The organism is Octadecabacter sp. B2R22 (assembly GCF_018861045.1).
In the GTDB taxonomy this organism is placed as follows: Bacteria; Pseudomonadota; Alphaproteobacteria; order Rhodobacterales; family Rhodobacteraceae; genus Octadecabacter.
Map to the genome: position 1 here is coordinate 876849 of NZ_JAHKQJ010000007.1, position 22554 is coordinate 899402.

Consider the following 22554-nt stretch of genomic DNA (forward strand, 5'->3'; position numbering starts at 1 on the left):
TATGACAGAACCCGCCGCTTTGCTCGCCGTTGGTGATCCTGCACCAGATGTTTCGTTGCCACGAGATGGCGGCGATACTGTTACCTTGTCTGATATTGACGGCCCCGTCGTGCTGTTCTTTTACCCAAAGGACAACACCCCCGGCTGCACCACAGAAGCCATCGGCTTCACCGAGATGTTGCAGGAATTCGCAGCAAGTGGCGCTACGGTTCTTGGAATCAGCAAAGACACAGTCAAAAAGCACGAAAACTTCGTCGCCAAACACGACCTCAAGATCGCCCTGCTGTCGGACGCAGACAGCGACACCTGCGAACGCTACGGCACATGGAAGTCCAAACAAATGTACGGCAAAACCTTTATGGGGATTGAACGCAGCACCTTTTTGATCGCGGACGGAAAGATCGCGCAAATCTGGCGGAAGGTCAAAGTCGCAGGCCACGTTGATGAAGTTCTCGCGGCCGTTCAGGCGCTGTAAATAAATGCGACAGCGGCGTTTAACATTCTTGAACGACGCTGTCGTCTTACTGGCACAGCATGGCATTGCTGTCATTGCGCCCACCGTAGGGACAGGCTACAATTAAGGCATGAAACATGTGCCCAAAGACAACACCGATGATGCCCTTATTCAGGAATTTCTGAACAAGGGTGGTAAGGTCACCAAAGGGAAAACCAAACCTCTCGATCCAGCCCTCGGGTTGAGCAAGAACGTTTGGAACCAGACCCTGACCAAAGAAGAAAAAGCCGCCCGCGACGGACCAAAGAAAACGAAATAATCGTTCGGCTTTTTACACAATCTACCCAGACCTTTGCACAAGCGCTGTGTAAAGCGCGCCTTTAGCTTGTGCAGGCAGTATGCCGCCCCTATTCAGCTCCACATGAAACCACTCGCTCAAATGGCAGATGACGTTCTGCGCACCGCTGATGGCCGCACCAAGACGGCGATCTCTCGTGAATATGCAGCCGCATGGAAAGCCGCGCGGGATGCCGGCGAAGTGCCCGAAATTGGCACAGCCACACCGCCAGACATGCCTGCCCGCCCTGAGACCCCGACCCTGCAAGACCCGCGCGATGTGCCACGCCGCAAGCCCGGAACACTCGAAGGCCGCATCGCCATTCTTCACGCTGTGGCCCATATCGAACTTAACGCGGTAGACCTCCACTGGGACTTGATCGCGCGGTTCAGCGACACGGCCTTTCCAATCGGATTCTATGATGATTGGGTGAAGGCTGCGGACGAAGAATCCAAACATTTCAACCTGATGTGCGACTGTCTTGAAGCACAAGGCAGCTATTACGGCGCCCTTGATGCCCATGCGGGCATGTGGCGGGCGGCTGAAGACACCGCAGGTGATATTATGGGGCGTCTAGCTGTGGTGCCAATGGTTCTTGAGGCCCGCGGCCTTGACGTGACCCCCGGCATGATCAAGATTTTCCAACAGGCGAAAGACAGGCAGACGATAGATGCCCTAAACGTCATCTACGCAGAAGAAGTCCATCACGTCGCTTACGGTTCAAAATGGTTCCACTTTCTGTGCGGTCGCGAAAACCTAGATCCAACGCCATTATTCCATGACCTTGTCCGCAAATATTTCCACAGCAAACTGCGCCCGCCCTTCAACGAAGAAAAACGCGCCGAAGCAGGCATTCCGCCTGACTTTTATTGGCCCCTCGCGGAAGGCAGCTGACCTACCCTCACCGTTAACCTCGGTGTCGGCGGTTTGCTGCCCAAAAAGACTCATATCCCGCTGAAATGACAAGAAATTGGGCAAAAACCTTGCCAGCGATTCCTGCACCCGTTAACAGACGTAGGACGTTAGCAGCTGGGGAGCTCGCGTCATGGATAGGGTTGGGACCAGGATAAGAACTTGAAATCGCGGCTGATACACAAACTTCACGTAGCTCTCGAGAAACGCTTTCCAGAAAAGCGCCTTTTCTTGCGCTCGGACACGGAAACACGGTTCATCCGTCTGAAACCAGAAACCCAGCTGGTTGCATGGACAGGTAGCGCAATCGTCATCAGTTGGACAATTATTGCCACGGCCGTTTTGCTGATGGACAGCATCGGCGCCGGCAACTTCCGCGCACAAGCCCAACGAGACCAATCCACATACGAAGAGCGCCTGAATGCCCTCTCCACTGAACGCGACGTGCGCGCCAATGAAGCTGTCGCTGCGCAGCAGCGGTTCTCCTCTGCTCTCGAACAGATTTCACTGATGCAATCAGAATTGTTGCGCAGCGAAGATCGCCGTCGCGAATTGGAAACAGGTTTGGAAGTCGTGCAGGTTACCTTGCGCCGCACCATGGGTGAACGTCAGGACGCCGAAGACCAGGTTGCCGCCCTTGAGGCCGCAATCGCGGGTGACGGCGACGTCCCCTCTGGCTTTGCGCAATCCGGCGATGCCTCAGGCACGGTTGATCTTCTTGCGACGGCCCTTGCTGATACAGCAGCCGAGCGCGATCAGATCGCAGATGACGCCGAATTCGCACTCAGCCATGCGGCTGACATGGAGCTCGAACTGCGCCTTCTTCAAGAACGCAACGACCAGATTTTCCGCCAGCTCGAAGAAGCCTTTACCGTTTCCGTTGAACCACTGGACAATATGTTTCGTGCGGCAGGCATGAACCCTGATGATGTTCTTGAACAAGTGCGTCGCGGCTATTCTGGCACCGGCGGCCCACTGACACCTTTGCAATTCTCGACACGTGGCGGTGGGGAAGACCCTGATGCGGCCCGCGCCAATGGTATCCTTGGATCAATGGACCGTCTGAACCTTTATCGCATCGCAGCTGAACGCATTCCGTTCGACATGCCCGTGCGCGAAGGCTTCCGGTTTACGTCCGGGTTCGGCATGCGCTGGGGCCGGATGCACAACGGCACCGACTTTGCGGCCCCGATTGGCACACCTATCTACGCACCTGCGGACGGTGTGGTAACCTTTGCGGGCTGGTCCTCTGGATATGGTCGTCTCGTCAAGATACAGCATGCCTTTGGCATCGAGACACGATATGCGCACCAAAACCGAATTCGTGTCGAAGTTGGACAAAGACTCTCGCGTGGAGACCGAATTGGTGATATTGGAAACTCCGGACGGTCAACCGGCCCGCACCTTCACTATGAAATCCGAGTGGGCGGTCGCCCCGTAAACCCAATGATTTATATAAGAGCTGGACAAGATGTTTTCTAAGAGCAAAATCAATGAGCCCGGCGCGCCTGCCGCACCTGAATCCGCTGACACAGCAGCTAAGCCTGCTGCAACGGCTGCACCTGCCGCACCGGCAAAGAGCGATTTCAAATCCTCTGCGCCAAAGGCAAAGCCGCCAGCCAGCACCCTGTCCACTGACCTGCACATCACAGGCAACCTGAAGACAACTGGCGATATCCAGATTGAAGGCACTGTTGATGGTGACATCCGCGCGCACCTGTTGACTGTTGGCGAAGGTGCCACTGTAAACGGTGAGTGCATGGCTGATGACGTCGTAGTAAATGGCCGCATCGTCGGCACTGTGCGTGGCCTCAAGGTTCGCCTGACATCGTCCGCACGTGTTGAGGGTGACATCATCCACAAGACAATCGCGATTGAATCTGGTGCCCACTTCGAAGGCTCTGTTCAGCGTCAGGATGACCCGTTGAACACAACGTCGAAAGCCGCCAAGGCAGCGCCGAAGGCTTAATTCTTCGCGATTAGATTTGAATTAAGGAAATGGGGCCGCGCACTGCGCTGGCCCCTTTTTCGTGGGCGCATGTCGCCCGAGCTGCGTCTAGGAGACGGGGTGGTACAACGCGCGGCGATAGATGTGCCACGTCGCATGGCCCAGCACGGGCAGGATGATCACAAGCCCCAAGAACCACGGGATCATCGCCAAGAACGTCAGCGTCGCGATGATGAACGCCCAGACCAACATGACTTTGATGTTCTCACGCACGCAGCGCAGGCTCAGCAGCATTGCACTGACAAAGTCGATCTCTTTTTCCAGCACCAAAGGCAGGCTTACCACCGTCAGGCTAAACAGAAGAAACGCAACAATCGCGCCTACGCCAAGTTCGACGCCGATCATCATCAGCCCTGTAGGTGTCAGGAAAACATCAAACGAGGTCATGACATTGGTGAGCGTCGAAACCCCCATAAACAATGCAAAAATCATATGTGACAGAAACGTCCAGAACAGGAAGTAGATCACGATGATCGCCCCGATCCATGGGACCTGTCGGGTGCGTTCGTTCCAAACCACACCGAAAATCTCGCGCCAGTCCAAAGGTTCGTCTGCCTCAAGGCGACGGCTGACTTCGTAAAGACCAACAGCGGCAAAGGGTGCGGCCAGTGGGAAGCCAAGCGACGTGGCCAAGACCCATGTCACATGCCCTGCCCCAAGCCAAAGCATAACAAACCCACCGAACACGTACACCGCCGAAAAAGCCAGGCCGAACATCGGTGCCGCGCGAAAATCAAACAGGCCCGCTTTTAGGCAAGTCCAGAGTTCGGTGAACGTCAGCACGCCGATGTCGGGCATCGGCGATGCAGCTGGTGCATGGTCTTGTGTCATTGAATTCTCCCTGAGCAAACCATTCAACGCAGAACGGATGCGGTCAAGCCTGCCCCGCGCTAAAAAGCGCGTCTTTGATGTGGGACAAGTCGAGAATTCGGGGAAACAACCGAGGTTCAGTCCTCGGCGTTGGCATCCGCCCGGCTTTTGCCGCTGACGTCCATGGCCAGTGTTGCCCCCATAAAGCCATCAAGATCGCCATCCAAGACACCTTTGGTGTCGGAGGTTTCAAAGGCTGTGCGCAGATCTTTGACCATCTGATAGGGCTGCAAAACGTAAGACCGGATCTGGTTGCCCCAGCCCGCATCGCCTGCGTTCTCATGGACTTCGTTGACCAAGGCAGACCGTTTGTCCAATTCCATCTGATACAGGCGCGATTTCAACGCCTTCATCGCGATGTCACGGTTTTGGTGTTGTGACTTTTCAGAACTGGTGGTCACGATGCCTGTCGGCGCGTGCGTGATCCGCACGGCGGAGTCTGTGGTGTTAACGTGCTGACCGCCCGCACCGGATGAGCGGTAGGTATCAATGCGAATGTCAGCTGGGTTTACCTCGATCTCGATGTTGTCATCGACAACGGGATAAACTTTGACCGACGTAAATGACGTGTGGCGTTTGGCGGCGCTGTCAAACGGGGAAATCCGAACTAAGCGGTGAACGCCGCTTTCGGACTTCAACCAGCCGTAAGCATTGTGACCGCTGATCTTATAGGATGCCGATTTGATACCGACCTCCTCGCCCGAGCTTTCGGACTGTAATTCAACCTTATAGCCTTTGCGCTCGGCCCAACGGACATACATCCGCGCCAACATGGCCGCCCAGTCACAGGCTTCTGTGCCGCCCGCGCCCGAGTTGATTTCAAGGAATGTATCATTGGCGTCAGCTTCGCCATTCAAAAGCGCCTCAAGCTCTTTTGCGGCAGCGGTAACTTTCAACGCCTTAAGCGCCTCTTCGGCTTCGGTGACGATCTCTGCGTCGTCTTCCATCTCGCCCATCTCGATCATCTCTTGTTGATCGGACAGTTCTGTCTTGATGGCCTCATAGGCCCCCATGGCGTCGACCAGCGCTTGGCGGTCTTTCATCAGCTTTTGGGCTGCATCCGGGTCATCCCACAAGTTAGGGTCTTCGACCCACGCGTTAAATTCTTCCAAGCGATGGGGCGCAGTTTCCCAATCCATCCGCTGCGCAAGCAACGTCAGGCTTTTTTCGATTTCGGTCACGATGGTTTGGATTTCAGCGCGCATGTCAGACTTCTTGGAAAGGAATGTTCAGGACCATCTAGCCGATTGCCCCCTGCGGGGCAATCGACCTGAGCTTAATACAAGCCGCCAGAGGACAATGATCCGAAAGACGCGTTGGAATTGATCGTCGCGGTTTCGCCAGATGACGTTGTGACACTGACCGCAGCCGGTGGACGCACTTCGTCAAACAGTGGTAAATCGGCTGCCATCGCGAACCCACCATCAAAGGTAATACCGAAGACTGGCTCTTCGCGGAAACATTCGCGAACGACGTTATCGCCACTTGCGGAGTCCGGCAGGCGTGCGCCGGTGAAGCGGTCTATCTTGATAAAGATACAGGCATCGGGAGCACTAAATTCACGACCGCCATAGCGCTGGATCGCTGTCCGCATAAAGCTGTTAAAGACAGGACCACACAGCCCGCCACCAGATGCACCACGCCCTAATGAACGCGGCGTATCAAAACCGATGTAACAGCCAGCGACGATATTAGAACTAAAGCCCACGAACCACACGTCTTTGGCGTCGTTGGTTGTGCCTGTCTTACCAGCGATTGGAACCGGCAGGTTCACGGCAGAACGCGCGGTACCGCGCTGGACAACGCCCTGCATCATGGATGTTAGTTGATAAGCAGTCACAGGGTCCATCACGCGTTCACGGTCTGACGCGATCCGTGGAGAGCGCCCTTGTTCCAGATTTGGATCCAGACATTCTGCACAGACCCGTTGATCATGACGATAGATCGTAGCCCCTGATCGGTCTTGCACGCGGTCCACCAAAGTCGGTTCCACGCGTTCGCCGCCATTGGCAAACATCGCATAGGCCGCGACCAATTTATAAAGGGTGGTTTCTTCAGACCCGAGAGCCGCCGAAAGATAGGCGTTCATCCGGTCATACACACCAAAACGTTCGGCGTATTCGGCTACTGTGCGCATCCCGACCTCTTGAGCCAAACGCACGGTCATGACGTTTCTGGATTGCTCAATCCCTGTACGCAGCGGTGTCGGACCATAAAACCTGTCAGAGGCGTTCATCGGGCGCCAGACTTCGCCGCCCGCAACAACTTCGATTGGTGCATCGACAACGATCGTCGCAGGCGTGTAGCCGGAATCAAGGGCCGCTGCGAAAACGAAAGGTTTGAACGCAGACCCTGGCTGGCGTTCGGCATAGGCACGGTTGAGTTCGGAAATCGCAATCTCGTAACCAAAGCCACCCTGCATCGCCAAGACACGGCCCGTGTTCACGTCCATCGCCATGAACGCGCCCTGCACTTCTGGAACTTGGCGTAATGTCCAACGAATGAAATCACCCGTACCATTGTCGCCGGTCATCATACGACGCACGTGCACCACATCACCTGGGGTGAAATTATCGGCAAAGCTGCCACGCATCCATTCAATGTCACGGCGCGGGATGATCGGGGCTTCGTCGCCCTCCTCCCAGCCCTCAATGCCCATGCGCATCTCGCTATCGCCAACTTCCAGAACGACCGCCGGATACCAAGGGTTTTCGAGCGTAACAGTTCGGATGACACGCGCAGAACGCAACGCAGCGCGCCATTCAGTTTCGTCGGACAAGGTTTCAACGGGGATCGTCACGCCAGTTCCACGCCAGCGACCGATACCGCGATCATAGCTTTCCAACTGACGTTGCAAGGCGTCACGCGCAGCCGCCTGAAGGCCTTCATCCACGGTCGCGCGGATCGTCAGACCGGCCGAATTCATCTCATAATCGGGGAACAGCGTTTCAACCTCAGAGACGATAGCCGCCGTGAAATAATCACGATCCGGGCGTTCGCTGTTGTAACTTGGGAAGTCGCCGTTTTGCACCGTGCGCAGCGGGTCGGCCAAGGCGACCTCAAGTTCCTGCGCGGTGATATAGCCGTTCTCATACATCTCTTCGAGGATGAAGTCCCGACGCTCAATGGCGTCCTCGCGGTTGCGGACGGGATGATAACTATAAGGCGCCTTAGGGTGCACCGCGAGGAACGCAGCCTCGGCGGGTGATAATTCTGACAGGGTCTTGTTGAAGTAAGACCGCGCGGCCGCCGTTACACCAAAAGAGCGCACGCCAAGGTCAATCTCGTTGAGGTAGAGCTCGAGAATGCCCTCTTTGCCCAAGGTCGCCTCGATGCGAGGGGCAAGGATCAGCTCTTGGATTTTACGCTCCACACGGCGCGACCCATCCAGAAGGAAGTTCTTGGCAACCTGCTGGGTGATCGTAGACGCACCACGCAGGGTTTCACCACGGCTTACGATAGCTTCGACAACCGCAGCACCAATACCGCGCAAATCATACCCATCATGGGTGTAGAAGTTCTTATCCTCGGCAGAAATGAACGCCTGTTTTACAATGTCAGGGATTTCAGCAGCGGGCGTGAACAAACGGCGTTCTTCCGCAAATTCGTCAATGACCAACCCCTCACCGGAATACACACGGCTGATCGTCTTAGGTTGATAATTGGCCAACGTGTCGTGGGTCGGAAGGTTCTTCCCATACATATAAAAGATCGCGCCCAGTGTCAGCGCGGCCATGCCAGCGCCAAGCGTGAGCATCGAAAAGATGCCCCCAAAGAACGAGAAGATAAACCGAAGAACCATTGTTTGGTGCGCCCCACATGAATTGGTGTGCTTATATGCAGATTGCAGCACAGGGTCAAAAGGTTGAACGCCGATTTAGGCCGATCCCCGCCAATCCCTTGGCCTTTGTCGAACCACCCCTTGAACGCAATCCATCAAGCAGGCACATCAAGCCTATGAATGCACACAGCTCCCCCGCCGACATATTACCCACATACGATCAAGGCGCCGCCGAATTTCAGGCGCAGCGGGATCGCTCCCTGTTTGAAAAACCTTACCTTGACAGACTGTTAGGCGTCACTCCGCGCAATGTTTCGCCGCGCCGATTGCTGGATTTGGGCTGCGGCACAGGTGCGCCAATTGCCAGTCACCTAGCCGAGCGTGGCATGGCGATCACGGGCGTTGATGGCGCGGCTGGAATGATCGATCTGTTCGCTCAAACGCTGCCACAGGCCACAGCCATTCACACCGATATGAGGGGGCTGAACCTTGACGTTACGTTCGATGCTATTTTGGCGTGGAACAGTTTCTTTCATCTGTCGCCAGACGATCAACGCGCCATGTTCCCAGTTTTCGCACGCCACGCAGCACCCAAAGCGGCGCTCATGTTTACCGCAGGTCCATCAGCAGGCGAAGTCTGGGGCCACGCGGCCGGTGGTGAAGTATATCACAGCAGCCTCGACCCCGCCGAATACCTACAGTTACTGGAAGCCAACAACTTCAAAGTGATCGACTACCGCCCCGAAGACCCCGCGTGTCGCGGTCACACTGTTTGGCTGGCCCGTTACGCCGACCCTACTGACGGATCAGAGGCTTAAGCGCCTCTTCCTCAATCGCCCAACGCCCAACGGCCAAAGTCACAGCAGCGATAATCGGTGCGCGCCCTTGTGGCGTCGTCAGGCGGGCGCGATCTGCGTCGTTGGACAAGAACCCGACCTCGATCAACACCGATGGAAAATCCGCCGCGTTCAAGACCGCCAACGCCGCCTGACGTCTTGGGTTTGAATTCATCACCGCGCCAGTATCACCCATCGCGATGACCAACTGATCCGCGAACCGATCGCTCGCCGCAGCGGTTTCAACCCGCACGAGGTCCTGCAACACAGTCGCCACCTCATCCGCCTGCCCTGACAAATCAACACCCGCAAGCAAATCACTGCGTTCGTGGCGTTCAACCATGCGCAAGGACGCCTCGCTTTCGGCTTGGTCAGTTAGGGTGTAGATCGCAGCACCCGTGGCCTGTTCACCGGACAAAGCGTCAGCATGAAGCGAGATGAACAGGTCCGCACCTGATCCCCGCGCAAGGGTCATCCGTTCTTGGAGTGGCACAAACGTATCATCCAGACGGGTCACCGCAGGCTGCACCCCTTCGATGCGGCCAAGTGCGGCCGCAAGTTCCAACGCTAAGACCAAAACGATCTCGGCCTCGTGGACGTCACCGTAACCTGCACCGGGGTCAATTCCGCCATGGCCCGGATCAATCACAATCACCAAAGGACCGTCTTCGTCTTTGACAACGGGCGCAACAGGGTCGGCCGCGGCCAAGAACGCCCAATCAGGATCGTCGGGCGCACCTGCTGCCGCAGCAAAATCGTCGGCAGAGGATGACCGCAACACCACATCGATCTGTGCTGTACCGTCAATCGTATTCGCCGCCATCCCTGCTTGATCGACGCGGACGGGTTCGGCCAGATCAAGGATCATCCTGCTCCAACCTGGGCGAAGACCGCCAAATCGCGCATCCGTAATCCAATCACTGCGGGTGAACGTCGAAACGTCGACATTGCGAAAATCGACTTCCTTGAAATCCACCACCAAACGGCGCGGATCATCCAAGGTGAACACGCGGTACGGCACTGGTTGAGACAAGAACAGCTCAACCGTGGTGCTGCGCATCCGATCGACCGCACCCGATTGGGCCACATCGAGCCGTGCCAATGCCGAGAAGTCCTGAGCGGCCACAGGTGAGGCCATAATAAGAAACGCGCACGCCGCCTGTTTTATGGAACCAAGAACCTTCATTCCGCCGCCCTGACATCATCCATAAACGATGCCAACCGAACGAGCCCTTCACGGATATCATCAGTGGATCGTGCATACGACAAGCGCACCCATTTATGGCCTTCGACAGGGTCAAAATCCAGACCCGGCGTCACGGCAACACCCGCCTTTTCAAGTACTTGCGAACAAAACTTCACACTGTCATCCGTGTAGTCAGAAACATCCACATAAACGTAAAATGCCCCATCTGGCGGCGCAAATTTTCCCAACCCCATCTTGGGAAGTGCTTCAATCATTAGGGCACGATTGGCGCGATAAACGTCAACATTGACGTCCAAGTCCGCTGCGCACTCCATCGCATGCAGTGCCAGTTTTTGTGACGCATGGGACGGGCAGATAAACATGTTCTGTGCCAACCGTTCGATACGGCGCACGTGGTCTTGCGGCACAACCATCCACCCAACCCGCCAACCCGTCATCGAGAAATACTTGGAAAACGAATTGATAACGTAAACTTCGTCAGTCACTTCTAGTGCCGTGACCGTGCGCCCCTCATAGCCAAGCCCATGATAAATCTCGTCGCTGATAAAGGCGGCACCTGCGACCTCGCAGGCCTGTGCAAGGCTACGCAATTCGTCCTCGCCCAACATTGTTCCGGTCGGGTTCGCTGGTGACGCCACAATAAGCCCCGCAAGGTCATGCTCAGCTACATCACCCGAAACCGGCTGCATACGGGCCGCCATCGTCGTTGGCATATCAACGGGCCGCAAATCCAACGCTTTCAGGATTTGGCGATAAGACGGATAGCACGGCGCCCCAAGCCCAACGCGTTCACCGGTATCAAACAAAGCCGAAAACGCCAGCAGGAACGCCCCTGATGCACCTGCCGTAATAACAACGCGTTCTGGATCAAGGGTCACCCCATACCAATCCTGATAGTGCTGTGCGATCCGTGCGCGCAATTCAGGCAAACCCAGCCCAACCGTATATCCAAGCGGCTCAGCGGCCATTTCGGCAGACAACTGCTCAATCGCCGCTGAAGGTGCGCCTGTTCCCGGCTGACCGACTTCCATGTGGATAATATGGCGTCCTGCTGCCTCGGCGGCGCGAGCGGCCTCCATTACGTCCATCACGATAAAGGGATCGACCTCACCACGGCTTGAGTTTCTCATCTGCTCTGCCTTACCTTACTTTGAACCCTATCTGCCCCGCTATACCGGAGCCCGTCAATGCGCCTTTCTGTGATCTCGCTAACCCTGTCTGTTTGTTTGGCGTTTGTGTCTCTGGCGCGGCCTGCAGAAGCAGTGCCTTTATTGCGGGATGCAGACATCGAACACAGTCTCGATCAGCTTGCAGCGCCGATCTTGCGGGCGGCAGGATTGAACCCCAACAACGTGCGTATTCTGGTCGTCAATGACCGTGCCTTGAACGCCTTTGTGATCAACGGCCGCGCGATCTTTATCCATTCAGGCTTGTTGCAACGTCTAACCAGCGCCGAACAGCTGCAAGCGATCATTGCGCATGAGGCCGCCCATATTGCCAATGGCCATATCTCCCGCCGTCTCACCAACCTGCGAGGGGCGAACAACGCTGCAGGCTTTGGGATAGCCCTGGCACTGGCAGTAGCGCTGGCATCCGATAACCCTAGTGCCGCCGGTGGCGTTGCTGCCGGTGCCGCGAGTGCCGCGCAACGCCAGTTCTTTGCACATACCCGCGCCGAAGAATCCGCCGCAGATCAATCAAGCATCCGGTTCATGCTGCGGGCTGATGTAAATCCGCAAGCCGCCATTGAAGTGATGGATTTGTTCCGAGGTCAGGAATTACTGTCCGTGTCACGCCAAGACCCCTATGCGCGCACCCATCCGTTGACGTCTGATCGCATTCGCGCGTTGCGCGGGTTGGTTGCCGCCAACCCCGGAACGGACGCCAATAACCCGACCGCTGATTTCTGGTTTGCCCGCGCCCAAGGAAAACTAAGCGCCTTCATCCAAAACCCTGGCTGGACCCTGCGCCGCGTGCGCGGGGATGACACCCCAGTCGGGATCATGCGCCGTGCTGTGGCGTATCATCGCCAAGCAGACGCCACCCGCGCCATATCAGAAATGCAAAGGCTGCTCGCGCAGTACCCCAATGACGCATACTGGTATGAGTTATTCGGGCAAATTCTGCTAGAAAGCCGCCAGCCCATGCCAGCCGTGCAAGCCTATCAGAACGCAGTCGCCCTAAACGGCAATGAGCCTTTGATCCTAGGAGGATATGGCCGCGCCCTATTGGCCGTAAATTCAGCAGACAGCAACGCACGCGCCGTGCGTACGCTGGAACGTGCCCGCGCGCTTGATGGGCAATCTTCTGCGATCCTACGTGACCTCGGCCAAGCCTATGCCCGCACGGGTCAACCCGGCCTTGCATCCCTGGCCACAGCCGAACGTTACGCCCTTCAGGGCCGCATGGACGATGCGGTCATTCACGCCACCCGTGCGGCAGATCGCCTACCACGCGGGTCTGCCCCTTGGCAGCGCGCCCAAGACGTGCTTTCTGCTGCTCAATAACATGAACCGGAGTTCTTACTAATGCGCCTTTTGTCGACCCTCTCTGCCCTCGCCCTGACTGCAACATCGGTCATGGCCCAAGACGTTGGCGAAATGAACGACGCACAGCGCGACGCCTTTCGCGCCGAGGTCCGCGCTTATCTTCTTGAGAACCCCGAAGTCTTAATGGAAGCCATCGGCGTTCTAGAGGCCCGCCAAGCCGAAGCCGAAGTCCAACGTGACGGGCGCCTTGCCGAAATCAACGCAGATGCGCTGTTCAACGATGGATATTCATACGTTGGTGGCAATCTCGACGGCGACCTCACGATTGTCGAGTTTGTTGATTACAGGTGCGGCTTTTGCCGTCGCGCCCACCCCGAAATTGCTGAACTGGTCGCATCAGATGGCAATATCCGCATTATCACCAAAGAATTCCCGATTTTGGGCGAACAGTCCCTTTTGGCGTCTCAGTTTGCGGTCGCGACCCAGATCGTTGCAGGTGACGAATCCTACAAGCTCATCTCTGACGCGCTGTTTGCGCTGCGCTCTGACGTGACGCCTGCCAGCTTGAGCTCATTGGCGGAAGCCTTTGACCTCGACGCAGATGCCATTCTTGCGGAAATGGACAGCGACGGCGTGAAAGAGGTACTTGCGGCCAACCGTGCGTTGGGTGACCGGATGCAGATCACGGGCACACCCACGTTTGTGTTTGGTGACGAAATGGTCCGCGGTTACGTCCCACTGGACGGCATGCGTGAAATCGTCATCGCACAGCGCGACGAAAGCTAATCACAAGCCCCCTTTGGGGCATGTGACCCTTAGTCCGATCGAGCAATCATAGACCGAAGCCCAGCTTAGCCCGCCGCGTTTTCTGCGGCGTCCAGTGCTGCGGCTTTGGCTTCGACCTGTTCGACGATGTGTTCAATCATGTCATCATTGCTCAGCTTATGGGATTGCTGGCCAGCAAGGTAGACCATCCCTGCCCCATTGCCGCCGCCCGTGAACCCGACATCTGTCATCAAAGCCTCACCGGGGCCATTCACGACGCAGCCAATGATGCTGAGGCTCATGGGCGTCTTGATATGCTCAAGCCGCTTTTCGAGCGCCTCAACGGTTTTAATCACATCAAACCCTTGGCGTGCACAGCTTGGGCAGGAAATGATATTCACACCGCGATGGCGCAGACCAAGAGATTTAAGAATTTCATAGCCAACTTTGACTTCTTCAACGGGATCGGCAGACAGGCTCACGCGGATCGTGTCGCCAATCCCAGCCCACAACAATGACCCCATCCCGATGGATGATTTGATCGTGCCGGACGTCAGCCCGCCCGCCTCGGTGATCCCAAGGTGGATCGGCGCGTCTGTGACTTCGGCCAGTTGTTGATAGGCAGCGGCGGCCATGAACACGTCAGAGGCTTTGCAGCTGATCTTGAATTCATGAAAGTCGTTGTCTTGCAGGATCTTGATATGATCCATACCGGATTCAACCATCGCGTCTGGGCAAGGCTCGCCATATTTATCAAGCAGATGCTTTTCGAGTGACCCGGCGTTCACGCCAATGCGGATCGAACAATTGTTGTCCTTGGCGGCCTTGATCACTTCACGGATGCGTTCGGGCGATCCGATGTTGCCGGGGTTGATGCGCAGACAGGCAGCGCCTGCTTCGGCGGCTTCGATGCCGCGTTTGTAATGGAAATGGATGTCAGCGACGATAGGCACCGGACTTTGCGCGCAAATCTCTTTCATGGCTGCGGCGCTGTCTTCATCGGGTACGGAAACACGGACGATATCCGCCCCCGCATCAGCCGCCGCGCGAATCTGTGCCAATGTCGCTGCCACGTCAGGCGTCAGGGTGTTGGTCATCGTCTGCACGGTAATCGGGGCATCCCCACCCACAGGCACGTTACCCACCATGATTTGGCGGCTTTCACGGCGATAAATGTTGCGCCAAGGACGAATGTGATTGAGCGTCATGAGATACCTATTGGTTGTCGCAGCACACACCTAAGCCGCACGAGGCCCATGGGCAACGGGGTGCGACAGCAGGTCTTAAGGATTTTTTGATTATTGGTCAGCTTCCACAGGGGCAATGCCCTGCACTTCGGCAAAACGAACGACCTCGGCCAGATCACTGTCAGCGTCCAAATCTACGGCGGCATATGTCTCGGTCAGGTTACCAACCGACAAAGCCAAATTCGACGTCACAGAACCACGCGGGCCAACGGGACCGTAATGCGCACCATTTACCGCAAAATAGACAGCACCGGATTCGCCAATACGAAGCGTGGCAGGATCTTCGGTTTGCGGCACATCGAATGTGTCGCCCGCCGTCATAACGGCCTCATAAATGGTTGTGCCGTCCGCAGAGCGAACACGCACCCAAGCATCGCGAACGGCGACAAGTTGAACGCCGGCACGTGGTGTTTCTGTAACCTGAACGTTCGGACCTGTGGGAGCCCCATCATTCTGCGCAACGGCCGTGCCATCCAAAGGCACAGGCGCAGCAATTGAACCACCATTCCGCGGATCCAAGCTTGCGATCGGCCCATCACGTGGCACCAGAACAGGCGCGTCCAGAGCTTGCGGGCGATAAAGACGGTCAAGCGCTTCCGTGCTGGGCGCTTGGAAACCGGCAACAACGTCAACACCTGCATCCGTCGCAGGCACACCGCTTCCGCCAGCCAGCGGATCAATGTCCGCAACAACAACGGGGGTATTTTCAACAGGTGCGAGCTGAACTTTCTGAACTTCTTGCAACACAGTCCAGCCACCAAAGCCAAGGCCACCGATCAAAGCGATCAGAACAGCAAACGACCCGATCGCACGCGGTTCAACCGCAGCAAACATGGCGTCATTCGCAGGAATGAATGGCGTAGCCGGAGTGGAGAAAATATCTTTCTCAAGCCGTGGCGCAGTTGGCAAAGGCTTCGTCCCGGACGCCTGCTCGGACATACCGTGAGCCGTCGCAAAACCGGATTCGGTACAGAACGTGTCAAACGCCCAATCCGGGTCCATGTTCAGGTAGCGGGCGTAGGACCGTACGTAGCCCGCAATAAAACCGGGTGTGTCAAAAGCTGTTGGGTCGGCATTTTCAATGGCCGCAATGTAGGCTGCTTTGATCTTAAGTTCACGCTGCACATCCAATAGGCTTTTGCCCATCGTGGCGCGTTCACCCCGCATTAGATCGCCAAGGCGCAATTCAAACGCATCAAAACCCACCGTCTCAACGGTTGGTTCTTTTTTAGCGCGTCTGAACCCATTGCGGATCATACGGTTCCCTTAAAATCTGCCCCAGTTAGAATCGACTCGATTCGATATCAGCCGTTCCTTACGCTCTTATTACCACAACAAAAACCATTTTGCACATGCAGAGAAATTAGCCAGCAAGCTCGGCGCGATTCAGCGCACAGTGTGACCATAGGTCATCCAGAGCCTGTACCAGCGCATCCAGTTCATTGGGGCCATGCACTGGCGACGGCGTAAACCGAAGCCGTTCCGTGCCACGCGGCACGGTCGGAAAGTTGATCGGCTGCACGTAAATCCCGAAATCCTGCAACAGCATGTCGGACAGTTTTTGCGTATGCACAGGGTCGCCAACGATCAGCGGGACAATGTGGCTGCCGTGATCGATGATCGGCAAGCCCAAGCCGCGCAGACGCATCTTGAGAATCTTCGCTTGTGTTTGTTGCTGATCGCGCAAGTCCTGATCACTCTTTAGGTGCGCAACCGACGCCGCCGCCCCTGCTGCAACAGCGGGTGGCAAGGACGTGGTAAAGATAAACCCAGGCGCATAGGACCGCACAGCATCGCACAGTTTGGCAGAGGCTGCGATATAACCGCCCATCACGCCAAATGCTTTGGCCAAGGTGCCGTTGAACATATCGATCCGGTCCATAAGCCCGTCGCGCTCGGCAATCCCGCCCCCGCGTGGGCCATACATGCCAACAGCATGAACTTCGTCACAATAGGTCAGCGCGCCAAACTCGTCAGCGATGTCACAGAGTTCTTTCAACGGGCCAAAATCGCCGTCCATTGAATACACAGATTCGAACGCGATCAATTTTGGCGCTGCAGGATCGTCTGCCGCCAGCTTGGCGCGCAGATCATCCAGATCATTGTGCTTGAAAATGCGTTTTTCGCCACCGTTGCGGCGAATGCCTTCGATCATGGACGCGTGGTTCAAGGCGTCAGAATAGATAATCAGTCCTGGAAACAGGCGCGGCAAAGTTGAAAGCGTCGCATCGTTGGCGATGTAGGCACTGGTGAACAACAAAGCATCTTCTTTGCCGTGCAGATCAGCCAGCTCGGCCTCAAGACGTTTGTGATAAACGGTTGTGCCGGAAATATTGCGCGTACCGCCAGATCCAGCACCTGTTGCGTCCAAAGCTTCGTGCATCGCCTCAAGAACAACAGGATGTTGACCCATGCCGAGGTAGTCGTTGCCGCACCAAACCGTGATATTCTTTTGGTCACCCTCGGGTGTTGTCCAAACCGCATGCGGGTAGTTGCCCTGCTTGCGTTCAATATCGATGAATGTACGGTAGCGGCCTTCTTCGTGAAGGCGGGCCAATGCATCATCAAGTTTCGCGTTATAATCCAAGTCATTATCCCTTGTCGTGGCGCAGCGGGGATGGTCCCGTCAGCAAGGTTTGGCCCCTATTATCGCCCTGTTTGTCCTCTAGCAATACTTTTGCAACCAATTGAGAGGGGCTGTTACGGTTCGTCGCAGGCACTGCTTAGGCCGAGATATCGCTCTGGAACACAACCCTTGCTTGTCCTAAGAACACGCCATGTTGTTCCGGCTTCGGTCTTTCATAATTGTCGCGCTCGTCTTTATGGCGCTGGTGTTGCCGAAACTGACGGCGACGCTGACCTCTATTTTGCCAGGTTTCACGACGGTTGTTCTATGTACCGGCAGCACGATTGAGCACATTATTTTGGGTCCAGACGGTCAGCCCGTCTCGATCGAAGAGACCGACCACCAGCCCTGCACCACTGCCAATCCGGAACCAACAGAATACCCCGAACTTGCGACATGGGTGGCCATGACGCGCAGCTATGATGCGTCCTTCGTAATCATCACGCACCCCGCACCAAACCAATCCCCACCGCACGTAAGACCGCTTCCCCAAGGGCCACCTGTCCGACTGATATAGTCTTTAATTTTATAACTATACCAATAGGATACCTACAATGACCGATACAACTGTATCGGCGCAACCACGTGGTTTAACCACTGGCGGCGCCTTCTATCGACTGGTGTGGAAATGGCATTTCCTCGCGTCTCTCTATGTTCTTCCGTTTATGATGCTTCTGGCCACAACGGGCGGGATTTACTTGTATAAACCGCAGATCGAAAACTTGCTTTATGCGGATCAAATGTATGTTGAACCTGCCGGCCCAAGCATGAGCTTTGAGATGCAGCTTGCGGCCTTACGCGCTGATCCGGGCATTAACCGCCTTCGGGGCATCACCGATTATGGTGACCCGACCCGTTCAACCATGGTGGAATTTGATAACGCCAACGGTGAACGCTCCATTGCATGGGTCAATCCAACCACCGGCGTCGTCCTTGGCAGCCACGTGCGCGATAAGATGCCGATGCGGGTCCTTCGAAACCTCCACGGAACACTTCTTATGGGGGATTTCGGAACCAAATTTGTTGAACTGGCCGCACATTGGGCCATCGTGATGTTTATCACAGGCGCTTACCTGTGGTGGCCCCGTGGAAAACGCACGTTGCGCAAAGCTGTAAGCCTCCCCGAAGGTAAACCGTCCCAGCGATCTTGGTGGCGTGAAACCCACCTGTTTGCAGGGCTTCTTGCGACGATTCTGGTGGTTCCGATTCTGATCACCGGATTGCCGTGGACAGACATCTGGGGCGGTGGATTGTCTTACGTTCAGGACCAGACAGGCCAATCCAGCAAGAGCCTGCGGTTCAGCCGCAGCGTTCCAGATTCCACCGCATCAGAGGGCACGACCCTGCCCTTTACCGATGTGTTCGAGATCGCCTCCGCCGAAGGACTAACAGCCCCTTACGAAATGCGCCCACCTCGCAACGACGAGGCTGCGTTTTGGATCAGGTCCGCGTCGTCGGCGCGCACGGATCAATCGGAACTGATCATCGATCAGTATTCCGGCGCTGTGCTGCAACGGTTTGATTTTGCTGACAATCCGATCATCGCACGCACCGTGTCGCAGGGTATCTCGTTTCACCAAGGTGAACTTTATGGTTGGTTAAACCTTGCCCAAAACACCATCGCGGCCCTTCTTGCATTGCTCTTGTCGGTGTCTGGCTTTGTCGCGTGGTGGAAACGCCGCCCCGCAGGCAAGCTCGGTGTGCCAGCAGCCCCTGAGGCCGCATTGGGTTGGGGCATGATGGCCCTCGTGGTTGGCCTGTCGCTGCTGTTTCCACTGGTTGGCGCGTCCTTGATCGTTGCACTCATCCTTGATTGGCTCCTGTTCCGCCGCCTTGGCTTGTTCCGCACCTAGACCCAAGCTCTGTCCGCCATCGCGGGCAGAGCACCCTTCCTAAGCCATTGACCCTGCCCCGCGATGTGCCACTTTGGCGCCAAACCTCATCCGGAGCCTGCACATGCCTTCTTCAAACCTCAACGCTGTTCTCACCAAAATCGACACTGACCTAGACGCCTCCCTTGAGCGCCTTATGGGGCTGCTAAAACTGCAATCCGTGTCGACGGACCCCGCCTATAAGGAACAGGTCGACAAAGCTGCCGGTTGGCTGGTGGATGATCTGCAATCCCTCGGCGTGAGTGCCAGCAAACGGGCCACCCCCATGCACCCAATGGTCGTCGGCCATGTAGGCGACACCGGTCCGCACCTACTGTTTTACGGCCACTACGACGTGCAACCCGTTGATCCAATTGAACTTTGGGATCACGATCCGTTCGCTCCATTTATCGAAGACCGCGACGGAGTAAAGGTCATCCGCGGGCGCGGCACATCCGATGACAAGGGCCAGTTGATGACCTTCATGGAGGCCTGCCGCGCGTGGAAAGCCGTGAACGGCAGCCTGCCGTGTAAGATCACCTTCCTGTTTGAAGGCGAAGAAGAAACCGGTTCCCCGTCGCTTGTGCCCTTCATGGAAGAAAACGCGGATGAGCTGAAAGCCGACCTCGCGTTAATTTGTGACACAGGCATGGTGGCACCCGGTGTCCCGTCTATCGCCAGCCAATTACGTGGGATGCTGAAAGACGAATTTACCCTGCATGGCCCTGCTATGGATTTGCATTCGGGGCATTACGGCGGCCCAGCCGTGAACCCGCTGCGGGAAATCTCGCGCATCATTGCCAGTTTTCACGATGACCAAGGCCGCGTGACCCTTGACGGCTTCTATGACGACGTCATCGAAATCGGCGACAACCTGAAAGCACAGTGGAACACCTGCGGGTTTGACGAAGCCGACTATATGCAAAACGCAGGCCTGACGGAATCAGCTGGTGAACAGCCCTATTCAGTCCTTGAACAGCAGTGGTCGCGCCCAACGTTGGAAATCAACGGCCTCTGGGGCGGCTACCAAGGTGCTGGGTCCAAAACCGTGATCCCTGCCGATGCACACTGTAAAATCACCTGCCGCTTGGTGGGCGATATGGACCCCGACAAAATCCGTGTTTCCTTGCGCAACCATGTGGAAAGTCAACTGCGCCTTGGCACATCCGTCACATGGGACAACGACCTAGAAGGCGCGCCCGCCAGCGTAATGAACACCGACCGCCCGGAATTCGAACAAGCACGTCAGGCCCTGACAGACGAATGGGACCGTGAAGCTGTCTTTGTTGGCATGGGCGGATCGATCCCCATTGCTGGCCACTTCAAAACCGTGCTGGACATGGACGCCATGCTGATCGGCTTTGCCTCTGAGGATGACCGCATCCACTCACCCAACGAAAAATACGACGTGCAGGCGTTCCACAAAGGCATCCGCTCTTGGGCGCGCGTGTTGGCGGCGCTGACGTGACACGCCTTCTAAAGCAACTGTGGATCGTCATTGGCGCCGTGGTCGCGGCGTTTTTGGTGTCCTGGGTCATCTATATGCCTGACGCCAATGAACGCGGCGTCTGGCGATCCCAGACGGGTGGACAAGTCATCACCCTGAGCCAATTCAAGGCGCAGCTTTATAGTGAAAGTTCAGCATCTTGCGTCCATCAGCTCACGTTCCCTGCGCACCTTAAGCTGGTCGAACTGGCCGAAGGCGCGACGGTGCAAGTGACTGGGGAAACTTTATACTTGCACGCCGATGGAACGTTAGAACCAATCCTGTTTGATCGCACCGACGCCCTTCCAGACACATGCGGCGCGTTCGACCAGACGGCCAACGCGCAGGACGTTTTCAACGCCCTGTGGGCCGCTATGGATGAACACTACGCGTTTTTTGATCTGCACGGTGTCGACTGGGATGCACGCCGCGACCTCGCGCCGACGGGTGCGCCAACACTGACCGATGAAGACCTTTTTGCCCTGCTCTCTGAGACCCTCACAGGGTTGGATGACGGCCACGTGCAACTTGTAAGCCCGTTTAACGGCTTCTCCCCCGCTTTACCGCCCTCATGGCTGCCCGAGGGCGACCGCCAAGTGCGCGCCACGCTGAACCAGATTGCGCGTGACACGATCGGCACCGCCCTTACCCCTGTCGAACTTACGGGCATCGAATTCACACTGATGCCAGATGGGGTGGCCTATGTCCTGATCCGGCATATGGGGTTGAATGCCCCCATTGGCGCGACGGAGCAAACCGCAATGGCCAAAGCTTTCGCCGACGTCGCGGCCGAAATTGAAACCGCAAACGCGATCATCATCGACATTCGTTACAACCCAGGTGGATCGGATTCCGTAGCCTTTGGCGTTGCAAGCCACTTCACAGGGCAACCCATTGACGTATTGACCAAAACAACCCGCATAGGAGACGGTCAATCCGTGCCCTACACGGCCACATTGCAGCCTTTTGACACCAGCCCTCTCACCCAACCTGTCATCTTGCTCACAAGCGAGCTGACAGGCTCTGCGGCGGAAATCTTGACCATGGCGCTGCGAGAGCTGCCGCAGGTCACGACGATGGGTCAGCCGACATCGGGTGGGTTATCGGACATCCTCGCGTTTACGCTGCCAAACGGCTGGGAGCTTGGCTTATCGCATCAGACCTACCGCACAATGGATGGCACTCTTTTTGAGGGCATCGGCATCCCACCAGATGTCCCGTTCCAAATCGAAACCGCGCCTCTCTTGCTTGGAGAAGACCCGTTGCTGCGCGCCGCCTTCGCACGCGCACGCGATCTTTAGCGCCATTCGACATGCCTGACCGGCCGAGAGCCTAGCCAGCCTTCAACGCCGTGCGCGCTAGTTTGGCGAACAACAGCAAAAACGGTGCGGCGTGCATCAGGAAGTCAAAGATATCGATGGGTTTCACCAAAGTGCCTGCGAAAAGCATCTTCAGCTTTTCCCAGATGTGAGGTTCAGGCATGAAAGGGGCAAGGCCAAGCGTTGCACAGGCGATCAGGATAATAGACCACGGCATTTGATCAATAATTTGCATAGAGTCCATTTAGGCCGCGCAGCCAGCAATTGCATCGCGAAAATCATGGGTGTGTGACCATGTCGCAGCAATGACTGAAAAGGGAGAAAAGTGGCGCGGTTGACGGGACTC

Annotated in this window: 21 protein-coding genes; 12 read left to right on the top strand and 9 right to left on the bottom strand. The window is 56.4% G+C overall.

The features are described from left to right. Window position 1: 1 nt before the first annotated feature. From KO486_RS09745 to KO486_RS09765, 5 genes are all read left to right on the top strand, one after another. Entirely contained in the window at window positions 2-475 is a 474-nt protein-coding gene (locus tag KO486_RS09745; RefSeq protein WP_216037037.1) for a peroxiredoxin, read from the top strand. Between the two features lie 109 nt (window positions 476-584). Next, window positions 585-773 carry a hypothetical protein gene (locus KO486_RS09750; RefSeq protein WP_216037038.1) on the top strand — a complete coding sequence of 63 codons (189 nt, stop codon included), beginning with the start codon at window positions 585-587 and terminating at the stop codon, window positions 771-773. Between the two features lie 102 nt (window positions 774-875). Further along, window positions 876-1685, top strand: coding sequence for a ferritin-like domain-containing protein (locus tag KO486_RS09755; protein WP_216037039.1), 810 nt, complete (start codon window positions 876-878; stop codon window positions 1683-1685). 180 nt (window positions 1686-1865) lie between these two features. After that, entirely contained in the window at window positions 1866-3185 is a 1320-nt protein-coding gene (locus KO486_RS09760; protein ID WP_216037040.1) for a M23 family metallopeptidase, read from the top strand. After that, on the top strand, window positions 3175-3672 hold the full coding sequence (locus tag KO486_RS09765) for a polymer-forming cytoskeletal protein (protein ID WP_216037041.1): 498 nt from the start codon (window positions 3175-3177) through the stop codon (window positions 3670-3672). Before KO486_RS09760 ends, KO486_RS09765 begins: the two co-directional genes overlap by 11 nt. Before the next feature lie 87 nt (window positions 3673-3759). Here the strand turns inward: KO486_RS09765 and KO486_RS09770 are convergent, their stop codons facing one another. The 3 genes from KO486_RS09770 to KO486_RS09780 all read right to left on the bottom strand — a co-directional run bounded on the left by KO486_RS09770 (window position 3760) and on the right by KO486_RS09780 (window position 8383). Beyond that, entirely contained in the window at window positions 3760-4542 is a 783-nt protein-coding gene (locus tag KO486_RS09770) for a DUF2189 domain-containing protein (protein WP_216037042.1), read from the bottom strand. Between the two features lie 116 nt (window positions 4543-4658). After that, a complete protein-coding gene (gene prfB / locus KO486_RS09775) occupies window positions 4659-5786 on the bottom strand; it encodes a peptide chain release factor 2 (RefSeq protein WP_216037043.1) in 1128 nt (375 codons plus the stop codon). 71 nt (window positions 5787-5857) lie between these two features. Further along, entirely contained in the window at window positions 5858-8383 is a 2526-nt protein-coding gene (locus tag KO486_RS09780; protein WP_216037044.1) for a PBP1A family penicillin-binding protein, read from the bottom strand. 155 nt (window positions 8384-8538) lie between these two features. Here KO486_RS09780 and KO486_RS09785 point away from each other — a divergent pair, with 155 nt between their 5' ends. Beyond that, window positions 8539-9180 carry a class I SAM-dependent methyltransferase gene (locus tag KO486_RS09785; RefSeq protein ID WP_252734639.1) on the top strand — a complete coding sequence of 214 codons (642 nt, stop codon included), beginning with the start codon at window positions 8539-8541 and terminating at the stop codon, window positions 9178-9180. Here the strand turns inward: KO486_RS09785 and KO486_RS09790 are convergent. Continuing rightward, the gene (locus KO486_RS09790) at window positions 9158-10384 is read right to left on the bottom strand and encodes an N-acetylmuramoyl-L-alanine amidase (RefSeq protein WP_216037046.1); all 1227 of its coding nucleotides are present in this window, start codon (window positions 10382-10384) and stop codon (window positions 9158-9160) included. The two genes, KO486_RS09785 and KO486_RS09790, sit on opposite strands and share 23 nt — an antisense overlap. Then, window positions 10381-11535: an aminotransferase class I/II-fold pyridoxal phosphate-dependent enzyme gene (locus tag KO486_RS09795; protein WP_216037047.1), complete on the bottom strand. Its 1155-nt coding sequence runs from the start codon at window positions 11533-11535 to the stop codon at window positions 10381-10383. The genes KO486_RS09790 and KO486_RS09795 overlap by 4 nt, the downstream gene beginning before the upstream one ends. 57 nt (window positions 11536-11592) lie before the next feature. Between KO486_RS09795 and KO486_RS09800 the strand changes: the two genes are divergently transcribed. Both KO486_RS09800 and KO486_RS09805 read left to right on the top strand, forming a co-directional pair. Continuing rightward, window positions 11593-12912 (top strand): M48 family metalloprotease, encoded by a 1320-nt coding sequence (locus KO486_RS09800; protein ID WP_216037048.1) that lies wholly within the window; start codon window positions 11593-11595, stop codon window positions 12910-12912. Between the two features lie 21 nt (window positions 12913-12933). Continuing rightward, a complete protein-coding gene (locus KO486_RS09805) occupies window positions 12934-13680 on the top strand; it encodes a DsbA family protein (RefSeq protein ID WP_216037049.1) in 747 nt (248 codons plus the stop codon). Window positions 13681-13745: 65 nt separating this feature from the next. Here the strand turns inward: KO486_RS09805 and ispG are convergent, their stop codons facing one another. The 3 genes from ispG to hemA all read right to left on the bottom strand — a co-directional run bounded on the left by ispG (window position 13746) and on the right by hemA (window position 17493). Beyond that, window positions 13746-14867 carry a flavodoxin-dependent (E)-4-hydroxy-3-methylbut-2-enyl-diphosphate synthase gene (ispG, locus tag KO486_RS09810; RefSeq protein WP_216037050.1) on the bottom strand — a complete coding sequence of 374 codons (1122 nt, stop codon included), beginning with the start codon at window positions 14865-14867 and terminating at the stop codon, window positions 13746-13748. 90 nt (window positions 14868-14957) lie between these two features. After that, a complete protein-coding gene (locus KO486_RS09815; RefSeq protein WP_216037051.1) occupies window positions 14958-16163 on the bottom strand; it encodes a RodZ domain-containing protein in 1206 nt (401 codons plus the stop codon). Between the two features lie 106 nt (window positions 16164-16269). After that, on the bottom strand, window positions 16270-17493 hold the full coding sequence (hemA, locus tag KO486_RS09820; RefSeq protein ID WP_216037052.1) for a 5-aminolevulinate synthase: 1224 nt from the start codon (window positions 17491-17493) through the stop codon (window positions 16270-16272). Between the two features lie 190 nt (window positions 17494-17683). Here hemA and KO486_RS09825 point away from each other — a divergent pair, with 190 nt between their 5' ends. From KO486_RS09825 to KO486_RS09840, 4 genes are all read left to right on the top strand, one after another. Beyond that, window positions 17684-18049 (top strand): hypothetical protein, encoded by a 366-nt coding sequence (locus tag KO486_RS09825; protein WP_216037053.1) that lies wholly within the window; start codon window positions 17684-17686, stop codon window positions 18047-18049. A 37-nt stretch (window positions 18050-18086) separates the two neighbouring features. Then, window positions 18087-19385, top strand: coding sequence for a PepSY domain-containing protein (locus KO486_RS09830; protein WP_216037054.1), 1299 nt, complete (start codon window positions 18087-18089; stop codon window positions 19383-19385). 103 nt (window positions 19386-19488) lie between these two features. Next, entirely contained in the window at window positions 19489-20871 is a 1383-nt protein-coding gene (locus KO486_RS09835; RefSeq protein WP_216037055.1) for a M20/M25/M40 family metallo-hydrolase, read from the top strand. Then, window positions 20868-22190 carry a S41 family peptidase gene (locus KO486_RS09840; protein WP_216037056.1) on the top strand — a complete coding sequence of 441 codons (1323 nt, stop codon included), beginning with the start codon at window positions 20868-20870 and terminating at the stop codon, window positions 22188-22190. The genes KO486_RS09835 and KO486_RS09840 overlap by 4 nt, the downstream gene beginning before the upstream one ends. A gap of 31 nt (window positions 22191-22221) precedes the next feature. On the opposite strand, the gene KO486_RS09845 is transcribed toward KO486_RS09840, so the two are convergent. Continuing rightward, complete coding sequence (locus KO486_RS09845; RefSeq protein ID WP_216037057.1) at window positions 22222-22443, bottom strand: RND transporter; 222 nt, start codon at window positions 22441-22443, stop codon at window positions 22222-22224. Window positions 22444-22554: the final 111 nt, after the last annotated feature.

Bases quoted from the DNA above. Each gene is read 5' to 3' on its own strand.
- KO486_RS09835 (WP_216037055.1), top strand. From the start codon at position 19,489: ATGCCTTCTTCAAACCTCAACGCTGTTCTCACCAAAATCGACACTGAC.
- KO486_RS09770 (WP_216037042.1), bottom strand. From the start codon at position 4,542: ATGACACAAGACCATGCACCAGCTGCATCGCCGATGCCCGACATCGGC.
- ispG (WP_216037050.1), bottom strand. From the start codon at position 14,867: ATGACGCTCAATCACATTCGTCCTTGGCGCAACATTTATCGCCGTGAA.
- KO486_RS09825 (WP_216037053.1), top strand. From the start codon at position 17,684: ATGTTGTTCCGGCTTCGGTCTTTCATAATTGTCGCGCTCGTCTTTATG.
- KO486_RS09785 (WP_252734639.1), top strand. From the start codon at position 8,539: ATGAATGCACACAGCTCCCCCGCCGACATATTACCCACATACGATCAA.
- KO486_RS09790 (WP_216037046.1), bottom strand. From the start codon at position 10,384: ATGAAGGTTCTTGGTTCCATAAAACAGGCGGCGTGCGCGTTTCTTATT.
- KO486_RS09750 (WP_216037038.1), top strand. From the start codon at position 585: ATGAAACATGTGCCCAAAGACAACACCGATGATGCCCTTATTCAGGAA.
- prfB (WP_216037043.1), bottom strand. From the start codon at position 5,786: ATGCGCGCTGAAATCCAAACCATCGTGACCGAAATCGAAAAAAGCCTG.
- KO486_RS09780 (WP_216037044.1), bottom strand. From the start codon at position 8,383: ATGGTTCTTCGGTTTATCTTCTCGTTCTTTGGGGGCATCTTTTCGATG.
- KO486_RS09845 (WP_216037057.1), bottom strand. From the start codon at position 22,443: ATGCAAATTATTGATCAAATGCCGTGGTCTATTATCCTGATCGCCTGT.
- KO486_RS09805 (WP_216037049.1), top strand. From the start codon at position 12,934: ATGCGCCTTTTGTCGACCCTCTCTGCCCTCGCCCTGACTGCAACATCG.
- KO486_RS09830 (WP_216037054.1), top strand. From the start codon at position 18,087: ATGACCGATACAACTGTATCGGCGCAACCACGTGGTTTAACCACTGGC.
- KO486_RS09800 (WP_216037048.1), top strand. From the start codon at position 11,593: ATGCGCCTTTCTGTGATCTCGCTAACCCTGTCTGTTTGTTTGGCGTTT.
- KO486_RS09765 (WP_216037041.1), top strand. From the start codon at position 3,175: ATGTTTTCTAAGAGCAAAATCAATGAGCCCGGCGCGCCTGCCGCACCT.
- KO486_RS09795 (WP_216037047.1), bottom strand. From the start codon at position 11,535: ATGAGAAACTCAAGCCGTGGTGAGGTCGATCCCTTTATCGTGATGGAC.
- KO486_RS09745 (WP_216037037.1), top strand. From the start codon at position 2: ATGACAGAACCCGCCGCTTTGCTCGCCGTTGGTGATCCTGCACCAGAT.
- KO486_RS09815 (WP_216037051.1), bottom strand. From the start codon at position 16,163: ATGATCCGCAATGGGTTCAGACGCGCTAAAAAAGAACCAACCGTTGAG.
- KO486_RS09755 (WP_216037039.1), top strand. From the start codon at position 876: ATGAAACCACTCGCTCAAATGGCAGATGACGTTCTGCGCACCGCTGAT.